The organism is Flavihumibacter petaseus NBRC 106054, from assembly GCF_000974785.1.
Lineage (GTDB): Bacteria > Bacteroidota > Bacteroidia > Chitinophagales > Chitinophagaceae > Flavihumibacter > Flavihumibacter petaseus.
In genome coordinates this window covers 1,286,631-1,303,791 of sequence record NZ_BBWV01000001.1, presented here as the reverse complement: position 1 = coordinate 1,303,791, position 17,161 = coordinate 1,286,631, and the positions used below count along the sequence as shown (strand labels likewise).

The following is a 17,161-nucleotide window of genomic DNA, read 5'->3' as shown; positions in this document are numbered from 1 at the left end:
GTTCCCCGTCAACTATCAATTCATGCGATCTGTTCTTGCCTATTGCCTCTCCGCCCTTTTATTGCTGGGCTGGGCCGGCTGTTCCCAAAAAGCTTCACCCCGTGTACTGGTATTCAGCAAAACCAACGGCTGGCACCACGCCTCTATCGGTGATGGCCAGCAGGCTATCTGGAAACTGGGTGCAGAAAACGGCTTCAGTGTTGACACAACTTCTGATGCGAAGTATTTTACCGACGACAGCCTGAAACATTATAACGCCGTTGTGTTCCTCAATACCACCGGCGATGTACTCGACCAGTACCAGGAAAATGCCTTTGAACGCTATATCCAGGCAGGCGGTGGATTTGTTGGCGTGCACGCAGCAGCAGATACCGAATACGACTGGGGCTGGTATGGCGATCTTGTCGGCGGCTATTTTCTCGATCACCCCGGCATTAACGATACCTTCCCCAATGTTCAGCAGGCCATCCTTACGGTAAAAGACAAAAATCATCCGGCCACGGCAAAACTGCCTTCACCCTGGCAGCGCACCGATGAGTATTACAGTTTCAAAAAACTGAACAAAAATACTACGGTTCTGATCACCGTTGACGAGAACAGTTATCATGGTGGCAAGAACGGCACCAACCACCCGCTCAGCTGGTTTCACGAGTTTGATGGCGGTCGCGCTTTCTATACCAACCTGGGACATACCAACGAATCCTACAAGGAGCCGATGTATCTCCAGCACCTGCTGGGTGGCATTCAATATGCCATGGGCGATGGCAAACCGCTGGATTACGGTAAGGCACACACGATGAATGTGCCGGATGAAGACCGATTTACCAAAACACAGCTGGTGCGCGGGCAGTTTTATGAGCCTACGGAAATGACCATCCTGCCCAACCTGGATGTGCTGGTAGCGCAACGCCGCGGCGAGATTATGCTGGTGAAACATGGCGACAGCATTGCCCGCCAGGCCGGATTTCTGGAAGCATACTTTAAATCCAATGCGCCGAATGTGAATGCAGAAGAAGGCGTTCTCGGCATAAAGGCAGATCCTGATTTTGCAAAGAACCACTACGTCTATATTTTTTACAGTCCCGCCGATACTTCCGTCAACCGTCTTTCCCGCTTCACCATGGAAGGCGATTCGCTGAATATGGCCACGGAGCGGACGGTACTGGAGTTCTATTCCCAGCGCGACATCTGCTGCCATACCGGCGGTTCTATTGCGTTTGACAAAGATGGACTGCTGTATGTATCAACAGGTGACAACTCCACGCCATTTGATGAACCCGGCCAGCCTTATGTGAACCATGGCTATGCGCCCCTGGATGACCGTCCCGGTCACCAGCAATATGATGCCCGCCGCTCTTCCGGGAATGCCAATGACCTGCGGGGTAAGATCTTGCGGATCCGGATCAATCCCAATGCCACTTATAGTATTCCCGACGGTAACCTGTATCCGAAAAACAAACCCGGTACGAGAGGGGAGATCTATGTACAGGGGAACCGGAATCCTTACCGTATTTCTGTTGATCAGAAAAACGGCTATCTCTACTGGGGTGAAGTGGGGCCGGATGCCGGCGAGGACAGCCTCAGCACGCGCGGACCGCGTGGTTACGACGAGCTGAACCAGGCCAGGACAGCAGGTAATTTCGGATGGCCCTACTTTGTGGGCAACAACTATGCTTACCACCAGTATGATTATGCGACAGGGCAAAGCGGCCCGGCGTTTACTGCGAACAAAGTAATCAATGCGTCGAGGAACAACACCGGTATTAAAGACCTTTCAGCAGCGCAGCCTGCATTTATCTGGTACCCTTACGGACCATCACCTGATTTCCCGTCTGTACGTACCGGCGGCAGAAACGCCATGGCCGGTCCGGTTTACTATACTGACATGTTCCCTGCGGCAACACGCCTGCCTGATTATTTCAACGGGAAACTTTTCTTCTATGACTGGATCAGGAACTGGGTCAAGGTGGTGACCATGAAGGAAAACGGCGACTACTACAAAATGGAACCCTTCATGGAACATACCAAACTGAATGGTGTAATCGATATGGAAGTAGGTTCAGACGGAAGGATTTATATGCTGGAATACGGCACCGGCTGGTTCACGAAAAATGCCGATGCGGGATTGTCAAGGATCGACTACAATGGCGGTAACCGGGCACCGAAAGCCGGTGCGGTAACACTTGACAAAACTTCAGGCGCCCTGCCGCTTGCGGTGACGGCTACAGTTGAAGCGCGTGATCCCGAAGGCGAAGCACTTTCGTTTGACTGGGATATGGGCGACGGCACAAAACTGCAAACCAAAGAGCCGAAAGTTGACCACGTATATAAGAAGGGTGGAGACTATGTGGTGAATGTGACCGTAACGGACGCTGCGAAACTGTCTTCCAAAGCCACGCCGGCAGATGTGGTAGCGGGCAATACAGCACCGCAGGTGAACATCAGTGTGAGTGGCAACAAAACCTTTTATTTCCCGGGTGTGCCCGTTCAGTATGGTGTAGGATTACTGGATGCCGAAGAGCCGGCATTGAAAAATTCAGGATCACCGGCAGAGGGACTGTTTGTATCTGCCGAATACCAGCAGGGGCTGGACAAAGCCGGGGCGCAACTGGGTCATCAGCAGGTGAGTGGACTGATGATGGGCAAGGGGCTTGTGAGCAGCCTGGATTGTAAGAGTTGTCATAAGCAGGATGAAAAATCGATTGGTCCCTCTTACGCAGCTGTTGCGGCTAAATATAAAGGGAAGGCCGACGCTTCAGAATATCTCGCCAACAAAATCATTAAGGGTGGTAGCGGCGTATGGGGAGAAGTGGCAATGGCAGCACACCCCAACCTGAAGACAGATGATGCGATGCTGATCGTCAGCTGGATCAGGAGTTTGAGTGGCGGCCCAACCCAGAAATCTTTGCCAGCTTCCGGAAGCGTTTCACCAAATCCGGCAAAAGCCGCTGACGGATCGGCCCTGGTGCTCACCGCTTCCTATACCGATAAAGGCGGCGCAAATGTGAAGTCACTTTCCTCCACTGCAGTTGCCGTGCTGGTAAGTCCGGTGGTAAAAGTTGACTGGACCTTCCTTTCCTCCGGCAATAAAGAACTCGGAAGTTTTGACCTTACAGGCATATTGTCGGCAACGCCGGTATTCAGCTGGAAAGGTTCACTGGAAAAAGGATATGAAATTTCCCTGCACCTCGATGCACCCGATGGAAAAGTGTTGGGTAGTGCCGTGCTGAAAGGAACCGATAAGTCGCCCCGGATCGCGTTGAGCCCGGTTACTGACGGCAGGGAACACCAGGTATTCCTGGTGGTGAAAGACCTTGACGAGGCAGAGAAGGCTGAAGTGAAATGGGAGGCCATCCGCTTCGGGGTGAAGTAGGTTGGGTAAACCCCAGGCATCTTTTTACGCAATCGTTTCCGTAAACGGCAATCTGCCAAACTTCACTAGTTTGGCGCAGTTGCCTGTATAAACGAATTGCCTGACTGGGAAGAATTATGCCTGATTGCCGTAGCGATAAAGAGTTGTTGTGCATTACTGATGCGGAAGAAGGATTTCGGCTGCTCTATGAGCGGTACTGGGAACCTTTGTACAAAAAAGCGCTTAGCCGGCTGGGTAATGATGCAGATGCACAGGATGTAATCCAGGAGATTTTTATCAGCCTCTGGCGGAACAGGCAGACGATCGACGTGCAGGAATCCCTGTCTTATTACCTTTTCACCGCACTGAAATACAGCATTATTAAAAGAGTGGAGCGCCAGGCCAGGCGGGGAATAACCCTGCCACTTGATCTTAGTATGCTGGAACAGACGACTGTGTCAGCAGAAGAATACATGAGTTTTCGCGAACTGCAACAGCAACTGGCAAGGGAACTCTCCCTGCTGCCACCCCGGATGCAGGAGATCTACCAGTTACGCCGCGTTGACAACCTTCCTGTCGGTGAAATTGCACAACAACTGAGCCTTTCTGAGCAAACGGTAAAGAACACCCTCCATGCAGCCGTCAAACGCCTGCGGCAGCAATTAAGCAAATACCAGCTGTTCCAACTTTTTTTCTGATTTTTTTTGACGGGGACTGGTACCCGGAGGCTTCTTCGGGTATTTAGTTTTTATGCCCCTGAAGTTTCGCTATAAAAATGCACTCAGCTCCATCCGGAATTACCTCAAAGGCCGCAGTGAAGAAGAAGAAACCGCCCGCGTGGAAAAATGGTATGATTCTGTAGAGGAGCGGGAAAATGTATTCGGTGATGCGTCGGAGAAGGATGCCATAAAGGAAAAAATATTCCGGCAGATTCTTGACAACCGCGATCAGCCGGCGAAAGTCATTCCCCTTTCCCGAAGAAGAATTGTTCGCATTGCAGCGGCTTCCGTCATCCTCGCTGGATCGGCTGTTGGTGGCTACCTGCTGTTGCATCAAAGAGAGAACGGTAAGGAGCAGGTGATTGCTGAAGTAAATCAAACCCGTGCCGATATTTCGGCGCCGGACAGCAGCAAGGCAGTGGTGGTGCTGGCAGATGGCCGCCGTATTGAATTGGATAAGGCCGGAGAAGGAATGATCCTGCAACAAGGATCAGTGCAGCTATTCAGAAAAGGGAACGGCGATATCGTATATGCACAAAAAACAGGAGCGGCTGCCGGTGCTGAACAGGTAAATACCCTGATCAATCCAAAAGGAAGCAAGCCGATTCACCTCACGCTGGCCGACGGCTCTGTTGTCTGGATCAACAGCAACAGCACATTGAAATACCCGGTATCCTTTCCGGGCGCTGATAGAAAAGTAGAACTATCTGGTGAAGGATATTTCGAAATAGCGAAAGATCAGTCCCGGCCTTTCTATGTGAATTGCCCCGGCAACGATGCACAGGTCCGCGTGCTGGGAACCCATTTCAACATCAATGCGTATTCCAATGAAAAAAACATGAAGGTCACCCTGCTGGAAGGTGCGGTAAAGTTCAGCCGGCAGTCACGCTCCTGTTTGCTTGCACCTGGTCAGCAGGCAATCGCGCAGCAGAACGGAAAGCAAGATCAGGATGCGATCGCCGTTGTGGATGATATTGATGTGGAGGAAGTGATGGCATGGAAAAATGGCCAGTTCATTTTTAACGGGTCGGATGTTCAGCAGATCATGCGTGAACTGGAACGGTGGTATAATGTGGAAGTTCAATACGAAGGCAAACAATCAGACAAACATTTTACAGGCATTGTTGGCAGGAACCTCAATATTTCGGAGGTCCTGAAAATTATGGAAAGAGCCGGTATACGGTTCACCATCGAAGGCAGGAAAATTACTGTTGGCCAGGCAAATTCCCAAGGCGATAAACTCAAATAAAAACCGCCCTGAGTGGAAGTCAGGACGGTATAAGGAGAGTTATTAATACAGGTTGATGTGCATCCGGCAAAGCCGGGATTCGACCTATTGTTTAACCCAACCAAAACAAAGTTATGAATTTAACGGTTCGTTGCTTCCCCCCTGGTTTGAGGGAAGCAAAGAAGAAAATGCTGCTGATTATGAAGCTGACTGCCATTATTCTGCTGGCGGCATGCCTGCAGGTGAGTGCCAGGGGGTTCGGCCAGAAGGTCACCCTGAATGCGAAAGGGGCACCCATGAAAAAAATCTTCCGGGAGATCCACCGGCAGACCGGTTACCAGTTCTTTTTTGAAGATGAACTGCTCACAGGCATGGGAAAAATGGATCTTACCGTAAAGGATGTTCCGTTGCAGGAAGTGCTGGACAAATGTTTCCGGAACCTGGCGTTGAACTATACGGTGATTGACAAAACCATATACATTAAGGCAGATGCGAATAAACATCCCCTGGAAGTGACTGTTGCGCCGGTTGTAACTGAACTGAAAGGAAGGGTGACCGATAGCGAAGGAAAGCCGCTTTCCGGTGCCAGTGTGCGGATCAAAGGCACAGATATCGGGACGTCAACCGATGAAGCCGGATATTTTGTGCTGGCCACAACGGAGCGCGGCATCACGCTGGTGATCAGCTATGTAGGCTTCGATGCAACAGAGATCAAAGTGTCAGGAGAAGAGAATATCCAGGTAACCCTCAGGATAAAGGAAACCAAAACGGAAGAGATTGTTGTAATTGGATACGGTACCCAGCGCAAGGCCGACCTAACTGGTGCCGTTGGTACCGTGAATATTTCCAAAACAATGCCCGCCAGGCCAGTCACCAACGTGCAGGAATTGCTGGCCAGCGCTGTTCCGGGGCTCAATGTCGCCAAAAGCAGCGGCGCGCCGGGTTCCGGTGCCAGCCTGAATATCCGCGGTGTTTCCACCATTGGCGGCAGTTCAGGTGTACTGGTGATCATCGACGGATTTCCGGGTAACATCTATACCCTGAACCCGAATGATATTGAATCCGTATCAGTATTGAAAGATGCCGCTTCAGCTTCTATTTATGGATCCCGCGCGGCAAACGGAGTTGTGCTGATCACCACCAAACGCGGCCGTAAAGGTGCGAAAACAGAAGTGGAAGTAAATTCAAACATCAGCCTCCAGCAACCTCAGTTCCAGATTGATTTCGTTGGATCCGCCGACTACATGAAACTTTGGGATCAGACACTGGTCAACGATGGCAAGCCGCCCTTGTATGGTGAACAGGGATTGGCAGATCTTGCTGCCGGTAAATATTCCGATAACGACTGGTATCGCGAGATCTATAAAAAAAGAAGCCTGCTGACCAACCAGTCGGTTGCCGTTTCCGGTTCCAGTGAGAAAGTTATTTATCGTATCGCCGGTTCATATGATTACCAGGATGGCACCTTGCCGAACAATGACTACACCAAGTTTATTGTGCGGCCCGACCTCTCCATTAAAATCTCTGAAAAGCTGACGCTGGATGCGAACCTTCAGTATACACAGACTTTCATCGATCAGCCGCAGGGTGGCACGGAAAGCTGGCAGGTTGCCGCAGCGCGCGCTGCACCGATAAGTGCCATCCGCACCAAAAGCGGACAGTTCGGTGTAGGCTCGTCTTTTGTAAACAACCCTGTTGCCGGGGTAAATGAAGGTGGCTACAACCAGAGCAGATATACGGAATTATTTACGGTAATCGGTTTGACATATTCGCCTTTGAAAAACTGGAACATCAAGGGAAATTTCTCGCGCAACTCACTCGATCAGCGCACCTCAGACAGGGTATTGAGCTATTTCCTTTATGATGAAGAAGGCAATATTGCCAAAAAGCAGAACCTTGTTACCAACCTGACGGAATCCTATTCTTCCAGCTGGAGGAATACACTCCAGCTCACTACAGACTACCTGGTCAGCAAGGGCGATCACAACATCAAATTGCTGGCGGGGTATTCACAGGAGTATTACAAAACCGATAACTTTTCCGGTTTCCGGGATAACCTTCCCTTCAACGATGTGAATGTGCTGAATACCGGTTCAGCTGCCAATCAGCGCAGTACGGGCAGTGCAACGGATGTAGCCATTCAGTCGGTATTCGGCAGGCTGAATTATGATTATGCCGGCAAATATCTCTTCCAGGTAAATGTGCGGGCGGATGGTTCTTCCCGTTTTGCAGAAGGGCATCGCTGGGGCGTTTTCCCTTCTTTTTCTGCAGGATGGAATGTGCACAAGGAAGCATTCTTTCACGTACCTGCCATATCGCAGCTGAAGGTCAGGGGATCCTGGGGGATCCTGGGCGATGCTGAAAAAGTGAGTGCCTACGCTACCGCACAGGTGCTCGCCTACAATCCGCAGATCTATGGTTTCAATGGCGCGATCGTTCCCGGTGCCTATAACAATGTGGCGATTGATCCGAATATCACCTGGGAAAGAGCAAAGCAGTCAAATATTGGCATTGATCTCGGGCTTTTCCGTCAGAAGATCAGCATCAGTGCCGACTATTTCTACAACCAGCGCGAAAACATCCTGACCGCACCACTGGTTCCGGATGAATTTGGATTGGCTGGTCCGGTTCGAAACCTTTTCGCCATGGACAACAGCGGATTTGAATTCCTGGTAGCTTATCGCGATAGCCGCAAAGACTTCAACTGGGGAATTGATTTCAATGTGGGATACTCTAAAAACAAAGTGAAGTATATCGGCGATGGAGTGGACTATATCATTTCCGGAAACACCTACACAAAAGTAGGTGGACAGCTCAACCTGCCTTACGGATTACAGGCAACAGGATTGTTTAAGGATGCTGCAGATGTGGCCAGCCAGAACCAGGGCGCCAACGTGTTTCCCGGTAATATCAAATTCGCTGATATCAACAAATCAGGTATTATCGACGGTGATGATAGGATGGTGCTGAATGATAAAGTGCCTGTCCGTTACGGATCCAACATCAATTTCGGCTGGAAGAATTTTGACCTGTCGGCCAATGTCTATGGCAGCCTGAACAACTACCGTTATATCAGCGGATATGAGGGCTGGGCTTTCTATCTTTCGCAGAACGCACGCCCCTGGGCATTGGATAGCTGGACACCTGACAATCCGGATGCAAGCTATCCGCGACTCAGCACGCAATACACGTCCAACGATACCCGGTATTCCAGTTATTGGTTAAAGAAAGCATCCTACCTGAAGATCCAGAACGTGCAGGTTGGTTACAGTATCCCGGCAGTTGTACTGGCTAAGGCAAAAATCAACTACCTGCGGGTGTATGTGTCTGCGCAGAACCTCGCAACGATTTCCGGTTACCCTGGATTTGATCCCGAAGGTGGCTACTATCCGCTATCAAGAACCTATGCTTTCGGCGTCAACCTCAAATTTTAATCAGATGAAAAAAATCATTGCATATAGCTTTCTGCTATCCGGACTCGTAATGAGCGGATGCAAAAAATATCTCGAAACAGAGCCCCTGTCTCAGGCTTCTGAAACCACTTTCTGGAAAACGGTAGATGATGCGCAGACTGGTCTCAATGCCGTCTATTCCACATTACCGGACTCACGGGATTTCTGGCGCGATTGCCACAGTGATAACAGCGTAATGACCAATGCCTGGGGCGAAGGCGGCATGGGGTATATCTGCCAGGGCAATCAGACACCTGCAGATACTTACATCTCGGAGGAATGGGCTTATGCCGATATCCGGATCGCGCTGTATTACCTGGATAAACTGAGCGCAATGGATATTGATGCCTCCATGAAAAAGCGGTTTGATGCGGAGGCAAGATTTATCCTTGCCATGCGGTACTTCAGGATGACGCAGCTCTTCGGGGATATTCCGCTCATTAAGGAAAAGCCGGTTGATCTCGACGCTTCCGCACTGCCCCGCAGCCCTAAGCAGGAAGTGCTGGATTATGCCCTTCAGAATGTGGAAACAGCCGTAGAAAACCTTCCGGAATCCTATTCCGGTGCAGATGTGGGCCGTATCACCAAAGGCGCCGCCTACCTGCTGAAAGCGAATATCTACCTGTACATGGCCAGCTACAAGAAGTTCCATGAAAATGCCAATGATGCTGCTTTATGGACAAAAGCAGCCGAAGCCGCTGATGCGGTTACCACCTTGGGGTATGATCTTGAACCAGATTATTCCTACCTGTTCAAACAGCAGTCCAACAACAACAACACCGAAGTCATTCTTGCTTACCAGTACGTGAAAGACAAGCTCGTGCAATACCTGCCGTTGCTTGCCTCTCCTTCGGGGGTTGGACAGACCGGCGAAGGCTGGGCCAGTTTTTGCCCCACGCGTGACCTGATTGATTCCTACGAAACGACCGACGGGCAATCGATCGAGACATCACCCCTGTATAACAAGAGCAATCCATTCGTTAACCGGGATAAAAGGCTCGCCGAAACATTTATGTTGCCAGGTCAGCCAGTGATCCGTCCCGATGGATCGACGAAACCCTATAACCCCCATCCCTCTTACAACAACCCTGAAAAGATGAATGCGGAAGGCGGCGGATTAACGGGTTATATGTACCTCAAGTTCAATGATCTCACCCTCCTTGATCCTTATACGAATTATGGCAACTGGCCCATTTACCGGTATGCTGAAGCGCTACTGGTGCTGGCGGAAGCCCTGAACGAATATGATCCGGGAAATGCAAAGATCCAGTGGGCGGTTGATAAGATCAGGGCGAGGGCCGGACTGCCCGGTGTTGCTGCAATTGCCGGAGATCAGGCGAAAATGCGGGAAGCGATCCGTGAAGAACGCCGTCATGAATTTGTTGCCGAACACAAACGGTATTTTGATATCCTGCGCTGGAAAATCGCGGAAGATGTGTTGAATGTTCCTGCCTATGGCATCAACAGCGACGTGAATGATCCGATCGGTGACTGGACGAAACCGAAATTCCTGGCGCAGGACAGGCATTTCGATCCGGCCAAACATTATCTCTGGCCTGTTCCACAAACTTCGATTGACAAAAATAACAACCTTCTTCCCCAGAATCCCAACTGGTAAACGCTCTCATAAGCAGTCGATTTGGATAACCCCATGCAGGCCTTTAGCAATAAAGTGCCTGCATTTTTTCCCGAATGTTCATGAATATTCTCCCTCACAAATTGCTTCCCGCTATTATCCTGTTGGGTATTGTACACCTGCTGAATGGTTGTACGGCTGCCGAGCCTGCAGGGTTTACGGATGTTACCGGTTCCAGCGGGATTGAATTTGTGAACAGCTTCCAGGAGACGGAAAAATTCAATGTTTTCAATTTCATGAATATGTACAACGGCGGTGGAGTTGCCGTTGGTGACCTGAACAATGACGGGCTCCCGGATCTTTTCTTCACAGCCAATCAATTGCCTGACCGGCTTTACCTGAACAAAGGCGATCTGTCTTTTGAGGATATTACAGAGAAGGCAGGAGTAGCAGGAAAACCTGGTTGGAAAACGGGGGTAAGTATGGCTGATGTGAATGGAGATGGATTGCTGGATATCTATGTCTGCTATTCCGGTCTCGGTGATGCGGCATATCGCGCCAACCAGTTGTTCATCAACCAGGGTGTTGAAAACGGCTACCCGGTTTTTCACGAATCAGCCGCCGCTTTCGGATTGGACGCACCCGGTACCAATTCCAATCAGGCCGTCTTCTTTGATTTCGACCGTGATGGTGACCTCGATATGTTCCTGCTCAATCATGCCACAACCTTCTACTCGCCATTTGTAAATACGTCAAAACTGCGCTCACTGAGGCACCCTTCATTCAGTCACCGGTTATACCGGAATGACGGGGGACACTTTACCGATATTTCCATAGCCGCCGGACTGAAAGGGGGCGGCAATACCTTTGGATTGGGTGTAATAGCGAGTGACGTCAACAAGGATGGTTGGCCTGATCTATACATGACCAATGATTTTGAAGAACAGGATTATTTGCTGCTGAACAAACATGACGGCACATTTGAAGATGTCACGAAAAAATGCTTCGGTCATATTTCCCGCTATGGCATGGGATGTGATATCGCTGATTACAACAACGATGCAGAACCGGATATTTTTGTTGCAGACATGCTGCCGGAAGACAACCGTCGACAGAAGCTATTGAAAGGTCCCGATCAGTACGATAAATATACTCTGCTGGTAGACAGCGGTTATTTTCACCAGAACATGCGTAATACTTTCCAGGTTTGCCAGGGTATTGACGAGCAGGGGCTGCCCCGTTATGCAGAGATCGGGCAGCTGGCCGGCATCTCCAATACTGACTGGAGCTGGGCACCGCTATTTGCTGATTTTGATAATGACGGATTGAAAGACCTGTTCCTGACCAATGGCTACTGGCGCGACTTCACCAATCTTGACTTTAGCAATTATGTGGTGAATGACTACCAGCAGCAGCACGGCAACCAATCGGTCAGCCTGGAAGTGATGGAGCACCTCAGTCAGACAAAACTGTCCAATTATATCTTCCGGAATAAGGGTGATCTCACTTTTGAAAATGTTTCTGCCGAACAGGGAATGACGGCAAAAACCTCTGCTAATGGTGCCGCCTATGCGGACCTGGATAATGATGGAGACCTTGACCTGATCATCAACAATATCGGCGAGAAGGCACAATTGTATCGCAACAATGCTAAAACAGATTCAGCCCACTACCTGAGAATTCAGTTGCAGGATACAGGAATGAACCGCAATGCCATTGGTGCTACCCTGTTACTGGAAACCGGTAGCGGCGGAAGGCAATATGCTGAGTTATTTCCTGTGCGTGGATTTTTGTCAACTGTTGAACCTGTAATTCATTTTGGTCTGGGGAAAGATACATCGGGTATCAGGCTAACAGTTAACTGGCCGGATGGCAGACGGTCTGTTTACAAACGGCTTCCGGTGGATAAAAAAATACTGTTGCTTGCGCGGGAAAACAACGAAACTCCTCTGGCCGCATCGCCAGGAGAAAAAAAGTTATTTACCGACATCACGGCCACCTGTGATTTTCCTTTCCGGCCCAGGGAGAATCTTTTTGTGGATTTCAAGCACTACTATTTCGTGCCCTGGCAATTGTCGCGGCAAGGCCCCCGGCTGGCGACACAGGATGTAAATGGTGACGGTCTGGATGATGTATTTGTCGGTGCGCCATCCGGACAGGCAGCCATGCTTTGCCTGCAAACAGCCGACGGCAGGTTCATCCCTGCACCTTCGCAACCCTGGCAGCCGGATAGCCTGTGTGAAGATGTTCAGCCCGTTTTTTTTGATGCTGACGGAGATGGTGATCCTGACCTGTATGTGGTCAGCGGCGGCAGCGAATGGAAAGAAGGTGCTGAAGCATTGCGGGATAGACTTTATATCAACAATGGGAAAGGTGTTTTCAGTAAGGTTGAGGGTGCCTTGCCGGTTATGACAACCAGTAAAGCCTGCGTGGCAGTTGCTGATTTTAATCGGGACGGGAAGCCGGATCTTTTTGTTGGCGGTCGCCTCAAACCGGGGGCATACGGCAGTTCGCCTGACAGCTATCTTTTGTTGAACAATTCACGTAAAGGGAAGATTGGTTTCACTGATGTGACCAATAGTGCTGCTGCAGCGCTTCGCTTGTGCGGGATGGTGACAGATGCCTGCTGGACAGATGTCAATGTGGATAGCTGGCCTGATCTGGTGCTTGCTGGGGAATGGATGCCCGTCAGGATATTTTTGAATCAGAAAGGCCGGCTGGTGGAAAGCAGTGAAGCGTTGCTGACTGGAAAGACTGGTGGGTTATGGACAAGAGTTCTCCCCGGAGATTTTGATCAGGATGGCCGTACTGATTTTCTGTTGGGTAACCTGGCTCCCAATACGCAGTTTCACGCCGCTGCCGGTCAGCCCATGACCCTTTGCATCAATGACTATCTGAAAAACGGGCAGCAGTTACCGATCCTGAATTATTTTATCCAGGGTACGGCTTATCCTTATCTGTCTCGCGATGAACTGACCGAACCATTGCCTTCACTAAAGAAGAAGTTCCTTAAATATGCTGCCTATGCAGATGCGACGATGCATGATATCTTTAGTGAGGAGCAAATGCGGGGAATGAAAGAACTTGCTGTTCAAACCCTCAGCAATTCATGGTTGCGGCAACAGCCTGATGGAAAATATGTGTTGCTACCGCTTCCTGTACCCGCACAGTTTTCGGCCATTCAAAGTTTTTTGCAGGACGATTTTGACGGAGACGGGAAAACAGAAATACTGGCAGCCGGAAACTTCTATCCATTCCGGGTTCAACTGGGCAGGGAAGATGCCGGTAAAGGTCTTTTGCTGATACCAGGTGCCAGCGGTAATTTCCAAACAGCAGGATATTCCCGGTTGGGTGTCTGGCTTGACGGAGATGTGCGCGATATGGTAGCGTTGAAAACTGCCGGCAGGCAGAAAATAATTATCATATCCCGTAACGACGATAACATTCAAATCATTAAAGCGAATCCTTAAGTATATGAAATCATATTCCGCATCCAGGAGAAGATTTTTGCAACATAGCGCCTTAACCGGTGGAAGTTTCCTTACGTTGAGTTTACCGGGATGGGCGGCAGGCGTAAAATCATTTCTCGCAAAAACGCCCCTGGTACTGCACAATATTCCGGAAGACAAACAGCTGGACCCCGCATGGGTAAAGTCGCTATACCAGCGTGGAAACGCTACGGTGTACCGCAAGAGCCGCAATGAACTCCGCTATATCGGAATGCCTGCAGGAGGGCTGCATGCAGGGACGGTTTATCTTGGTGGTGATGGAAGACTTTGGCTTTGGGGAATCTACAATGACGAACGCGAAGGCGTAGATCCCAAAACGGTTTTATGGAATGATGGCACGAAAGAAGTAAAGGTGCGCAACCGCGACGGCGCTTGTTATGTTGAACCTGCCATTGCAGACAACAAGCGGGTACTGGAGCAGGGTTTTGCCTTGCGGGTGCGACAGGGAAGCAAAACATGGATCAGGGAGTTTCGGGAATCAGAATGGCCGGAGATCAGTTTTGAAGCTACCTATCCGGTTGCGCGGATCCATTTCCGTGATCCTGAATTTCCGGTTTCAGTAATCATGCAGGCGGGTGCTATTTTTACACCGCTGGATGCAAGGAACGCTGCCCTTCCTGCAACAGTATTTTCACTTGAATGCAGCAACAATACAGCTACCCCGGTTGCAGTTGAAGTATTGGGCTGGCTGGAGAACGGCGCTTCAAAAGTGTCTGCAAAAAATGAAGATGGCGAAAGGCAGAATGAAGTAATCAACCATCAGCACGCCACCACAGTAATGGGTACCTTTCTGACAACATCCGATGAAGTGAAGTCAAGGCGGGATTTTGGAAGCACCAGCATAACCTGTGTGGGAAAAGCTGATCGTGTTCATACCGCACTGGAACCCTGGCCGCTGAATGACCGGTGCTTTGAAGGGCATCAACCTGCAGTCACGAAAACGACAGCGCAGGAGAAACTTGTGGGCGGTCTCGTTAAATCAATCCGGTTGGCGCCCAAAGGGAAGGCTGCCGCTGACTTTGTAATCAGCTGGCATTTCGATCATCCTCTGGCCAAATTGAAGAAGCTGGAGGAAACCAAAACAGGCTATTATTACGGAACGCGATTCCCCAATGCTGCTGCCGTCGGTGAATATATTGCTGCCAACTTTGAAAGGCTGCATGGGCAATCCATCTTATGGCGGGATACTTATTACGACAGCACCCTGCCACACTGGTTCCTGGAAAGGACCTTCCTGAACATAGGAACATTGGCTACTGCAAATACGTATCGGTTTGCCAATGGCCGCTTCTGGGGATGGGAAGGCGTGAATGCCTGTGAGGGGACTTGTACCCACGTATGGCAATATGCCCAGGCAATGGGCAGGATCTTCCCTGAACTGGAAAGAGATGCCCGTGAACGGACCGACCTGGGCATTGCGATGCAACCCGATGGCGGCATTATCTTCAGGGCAGAATATGAAAGCCGTCCCGCCATCGACGGACAGGCAGGTACCTTACTGCGTATCTACCGCGAACACCAGCTGAGCACCGATAATGCCTTCCTGCAGCGCAATTGGGATAAGATCAGAAAAGCTGCCGTATTTCTCATGGCGCAGGACAAGAACGGCGACGGCATGACCGATACGCCCATGGAGAATACCCTTGATGCCGTGTGGGAGGGTGAGATTGCATGGATTGTGGGATTGTCCATTGCTGCCGTGCGTGCCTGCCAGAAGATGGCGGAAGAAATGGGTGACAGTGATTTTGCTGCGCGTTGCAAAACCTATGCAGACAAGGGCGGCAGGAATATGGCAGACCTTTTGTTCAATGGTGAATACTTTATCCATCGGCCGGATGCCATTGCCGGTCGCAAGAAGCTGGGTTCCTACAATACCTGTCATATCGACCAGGTGTACGGCCAGGCATGGGCCTGGCAGGTGGGGCTGGGAAGATTGTGGGATAAGGAAAAGACTATGTCAGCGCTGCGGTCACTCTGGAAATACAATTTCGCACCCGACGTGGGACCCTATATCCAGACCCATACCGGTGGACGGCCCTATGCGCTTGCAGGAGAGGGGGGTATGGTGATGAATACCAATCCCAAAAACGAACCCAATCCCTATGGTGATGAAGTGACCTGGCAATTGGGATATTTCCATGAATGCATGAGTGGCTTTGAGCACCAGGTAGCGGCACATATGATGGCGGAAGGCATGACCGATGAGGCGCTGGTAATGACCCGTGCCATCCACGACAGGCATCATGCAGCCAAACGCAATCCCTTCAACGAAATCGAATGCAGCGATCACTATGCAAGGGCGATGGCGAGCTATGGAACATTTATCACGGCCTGCGGGTTTGAATACCATGGCCCGAAGGGATACCTGCACTTTGCACCGAGATGGCAGGCAGAGAATTTCCGTGCGCCCTTTACCACGGCAGCGGGCTGGGGTACTTATGTGCAACAACGGAAAGGAAATGTGCAGCATCATGCGGTGATCCTGAAATATGGCGAACTTCAGTTACAGGAGCTGGGCGTGGAAGGTGCACCGGGCAGGCGACTACAGTCGGTAACCGTAATGGTGGAGGGCAGATTGATTCCGGCAACATTTGAACAGGAGGATAAGGGTATCCGGATCACCCTGAAATCGCGTACAACTATTTCAACAGGACAACAATTGAAGGCTACTTTAAATTTTATAGCATGAGGAAGGCAATGATGGCGTCTGTTTTTCTGCTATTGACCGCGCAACTGTTAAGCAGTTGCGATACCCGCAGCGAATCTTCCGGCATTATTCAGGATGCCCATTCCGACAGTAGTCACGTTGCTGCAAGGAAAGGCTACTGGAAGCAGACTTTCGACCAGCAGCTGGAACTGCTTGGCCACCGCAACTGGATCCTGGTGGTGGACAAGGCTTTCCCGTTGCAGTCCGCTGCCGGCATGACCTATATCAACACCGGCGACAGCCTGCTGCCTGTTTTGCGGTATGTAACCGGTCAACTGAAAAAGTCGCGGCATGTAAAGCCCATTGTTTTTCTTGACCGGGAGCTGAACTACCTTCCGGAAGCCGGCATACCCGGCCTGGATGAATTCAGAAAGGCATCCGGTGAATTGCTGAAAGACTTCCCGGTTAAAACCCTGCTGCATGACTCCGTATTCGGGCAACTGGACCAGGCATCCAGGCTTTTTTCCGTCCTCGTACTGAAGACCGATCAGGTCATTCCCTACTCATCGGTATTCCTGCAGCTGGATTGTGCCTACTGGGATGCAGATCGTGAAGCGGCGATGCGGAAACGGATGCTGGAGGAGAAATAAGTGACCAACCATTCAGTCGCGGCCCTAT

8 protein-coding genes are annotated in these 17,161 nt (G+C 50.5%); all 8 read left to right on the top strand.

What is annotated here, in order from left to right; all coding sequences use genetic code 11:
- Nucleotides 1–22 precede the first annotated feature (22 nt).
- The 8 genes from FPE01S_RS05430 (at nt 23) to FPE01S_RS05395 (ending at nt 17,133) form a co-directional block, all read left to right on the top strand.
- Entirely contained in the window at nt 23–3,373 is a 3,351-nt protein-coding gene (locus FPE01S_RS05430; protein ID WP_046367807.1) for a ThuA domain-containing protein, read from the top strand.
- A 116-nt stretch (nt 3,374–3,489) separates the two neighbouring features.
- Nucleotides 3,490–4,050: an RNA polymerase sigma factor gene (locus FPE01S_RS05425; RefSeq protein ID WP_046367806.1), complete on the top strand. Its 561-nt coding sequence runs from the start codon at nt 3,490–3,492 to the stop codon at nt 4,048–4,050.
- A gap of 52 nt (nt 4,051–4,102) precedes the next feature.
- Complete coding sequence (locus FPE01S_RS05420) at nt 4,103–5,320, top strand: FecR family protein (RefSeq protein ID WP_052955524.1); 1,218 nt, start codon at nt 4,103–4,105, stop codon at nt 5,318–5,320.
- A 113-nt stretch (nt 5,321–5,433) separates the two neighbouring features.
- Nucleotides 5,434–8,733: a TonB-dependent receptor gene (locus FPE01S_RS05415; protein WP_217998170.1), complete on the top strand. Its 3,300-nt coding sequence runs from the start codon at nt 5,434–5,436 to the stop codon at nt 8,731–8,733.
- A gap of 4 nt (nt 8,734–8,737) precedes the next feature.
- A complete protein-coding gene (locus tag FPE01S_RS05410) occupies nt 8,738–10,369 on the top strand; it encodes a RagB/SusD family nutrient uptake outer membrane protein (protein WP_046367804.1) in 1,632 nt (543 codons plus the stop codon).
- A gap of 80 nt (nt 10,370–10,449) precedes the next feature.
- Complete coding sequence (locus FPE01S_RS05405; protein ID WP_169749131.1) at nt 10,450–13,797, top strand: VCBS repeat-containing protein; 3,348 nt, start codon at nt 10,450–10,452, stop codon at nt 13,795–13,797.
- Between the two features lie 4 nt (nt 13,798–13,801).
- Entirely contained in the window at nt 13,802–16,525 is a 2,724-nt protein-coding gene (locus FPE01S_RS05400) for a GH116 family glycosyl hydrolase (protein WP_046367803.1), read from the top strand.
- On the top strand, nt 16,522–17,133 hold the full coding sequence (locus FPE01S_RS05395; protein ID WP_046367802.1) for a hypothetical protein: 612 nt from the start codon (nt 16,522–16,524) through the stop codon (nt 17,131–17,133). Before FPE01S_RS05400 ends, FPE01S_RS05395 begins: the two co-directional genes overlap by 4 nt.
- The last annotated feature ends 28 nt before the right edge of the window (nt 17,134–17,161 follow it).

Excerpts from the sequence above, each read along its gene's own strand:
- FPE01S_RS05400 (WP_046367803.1), top strand. The coding sequence starts at position 13,802 with ATGAAATCATATTCCGCATCCAGGAGAAGATTTTTGCAACATAGCGCC.
- FPE01S_RS05420 (WP_052955524.1), top strand. The coding sequence starts at position 4,103 with ATGCCCCTGAAGTTTCGCTATAAAAATGCACTCAGCTCCATCCGGAAT.
- FPE01S_RS05410 (WP_046367804.1), top strand. The coding sequence starts at position 8,738 with ATGAAAAAAATCATTGCATATAGCTTTCTGCTATCCGGACTCGTAATG.
- FPE01S_RS05405 (WP_169749131.1), top strand. The coding sequence starts at position 10,450 with ATGAATATTCTCCCTCACAAATTGCTTCCCGCTATTATCCTGTTGGGT.
- FPE01S_RS05415 (WP_217998170.1), top strand. The coding sequence starts at position 5,434 with ATGAATTTAACGGTTCGTTGCTTCCCCCCTGGTTTGAGGGAAGCAAAG.
- FPE01S_RS05430 (WP_046367807.1), top strand. The coding sequence starts at position 23 with ATGCGATCTGTTCTTGCCTATTGCCTCTCCGCCCTTTTATTGCTGGGC.
- FPE01S_RS05425 (WP_046367806.1), top strand. The coding sequence starts at position 3,490 with ATGCCTGATTGCCGTAGCGATAAAGAGTTGTTGTGCATTACTGATGCG.
- FPE01S_RS05395 (WP_046367802.1), top strand. The coding sequence starts at position 16,522 with ATGAGGAAGGCAATGATGGCGTCTGTTTTTCTGCTATTGACCGCGCAA.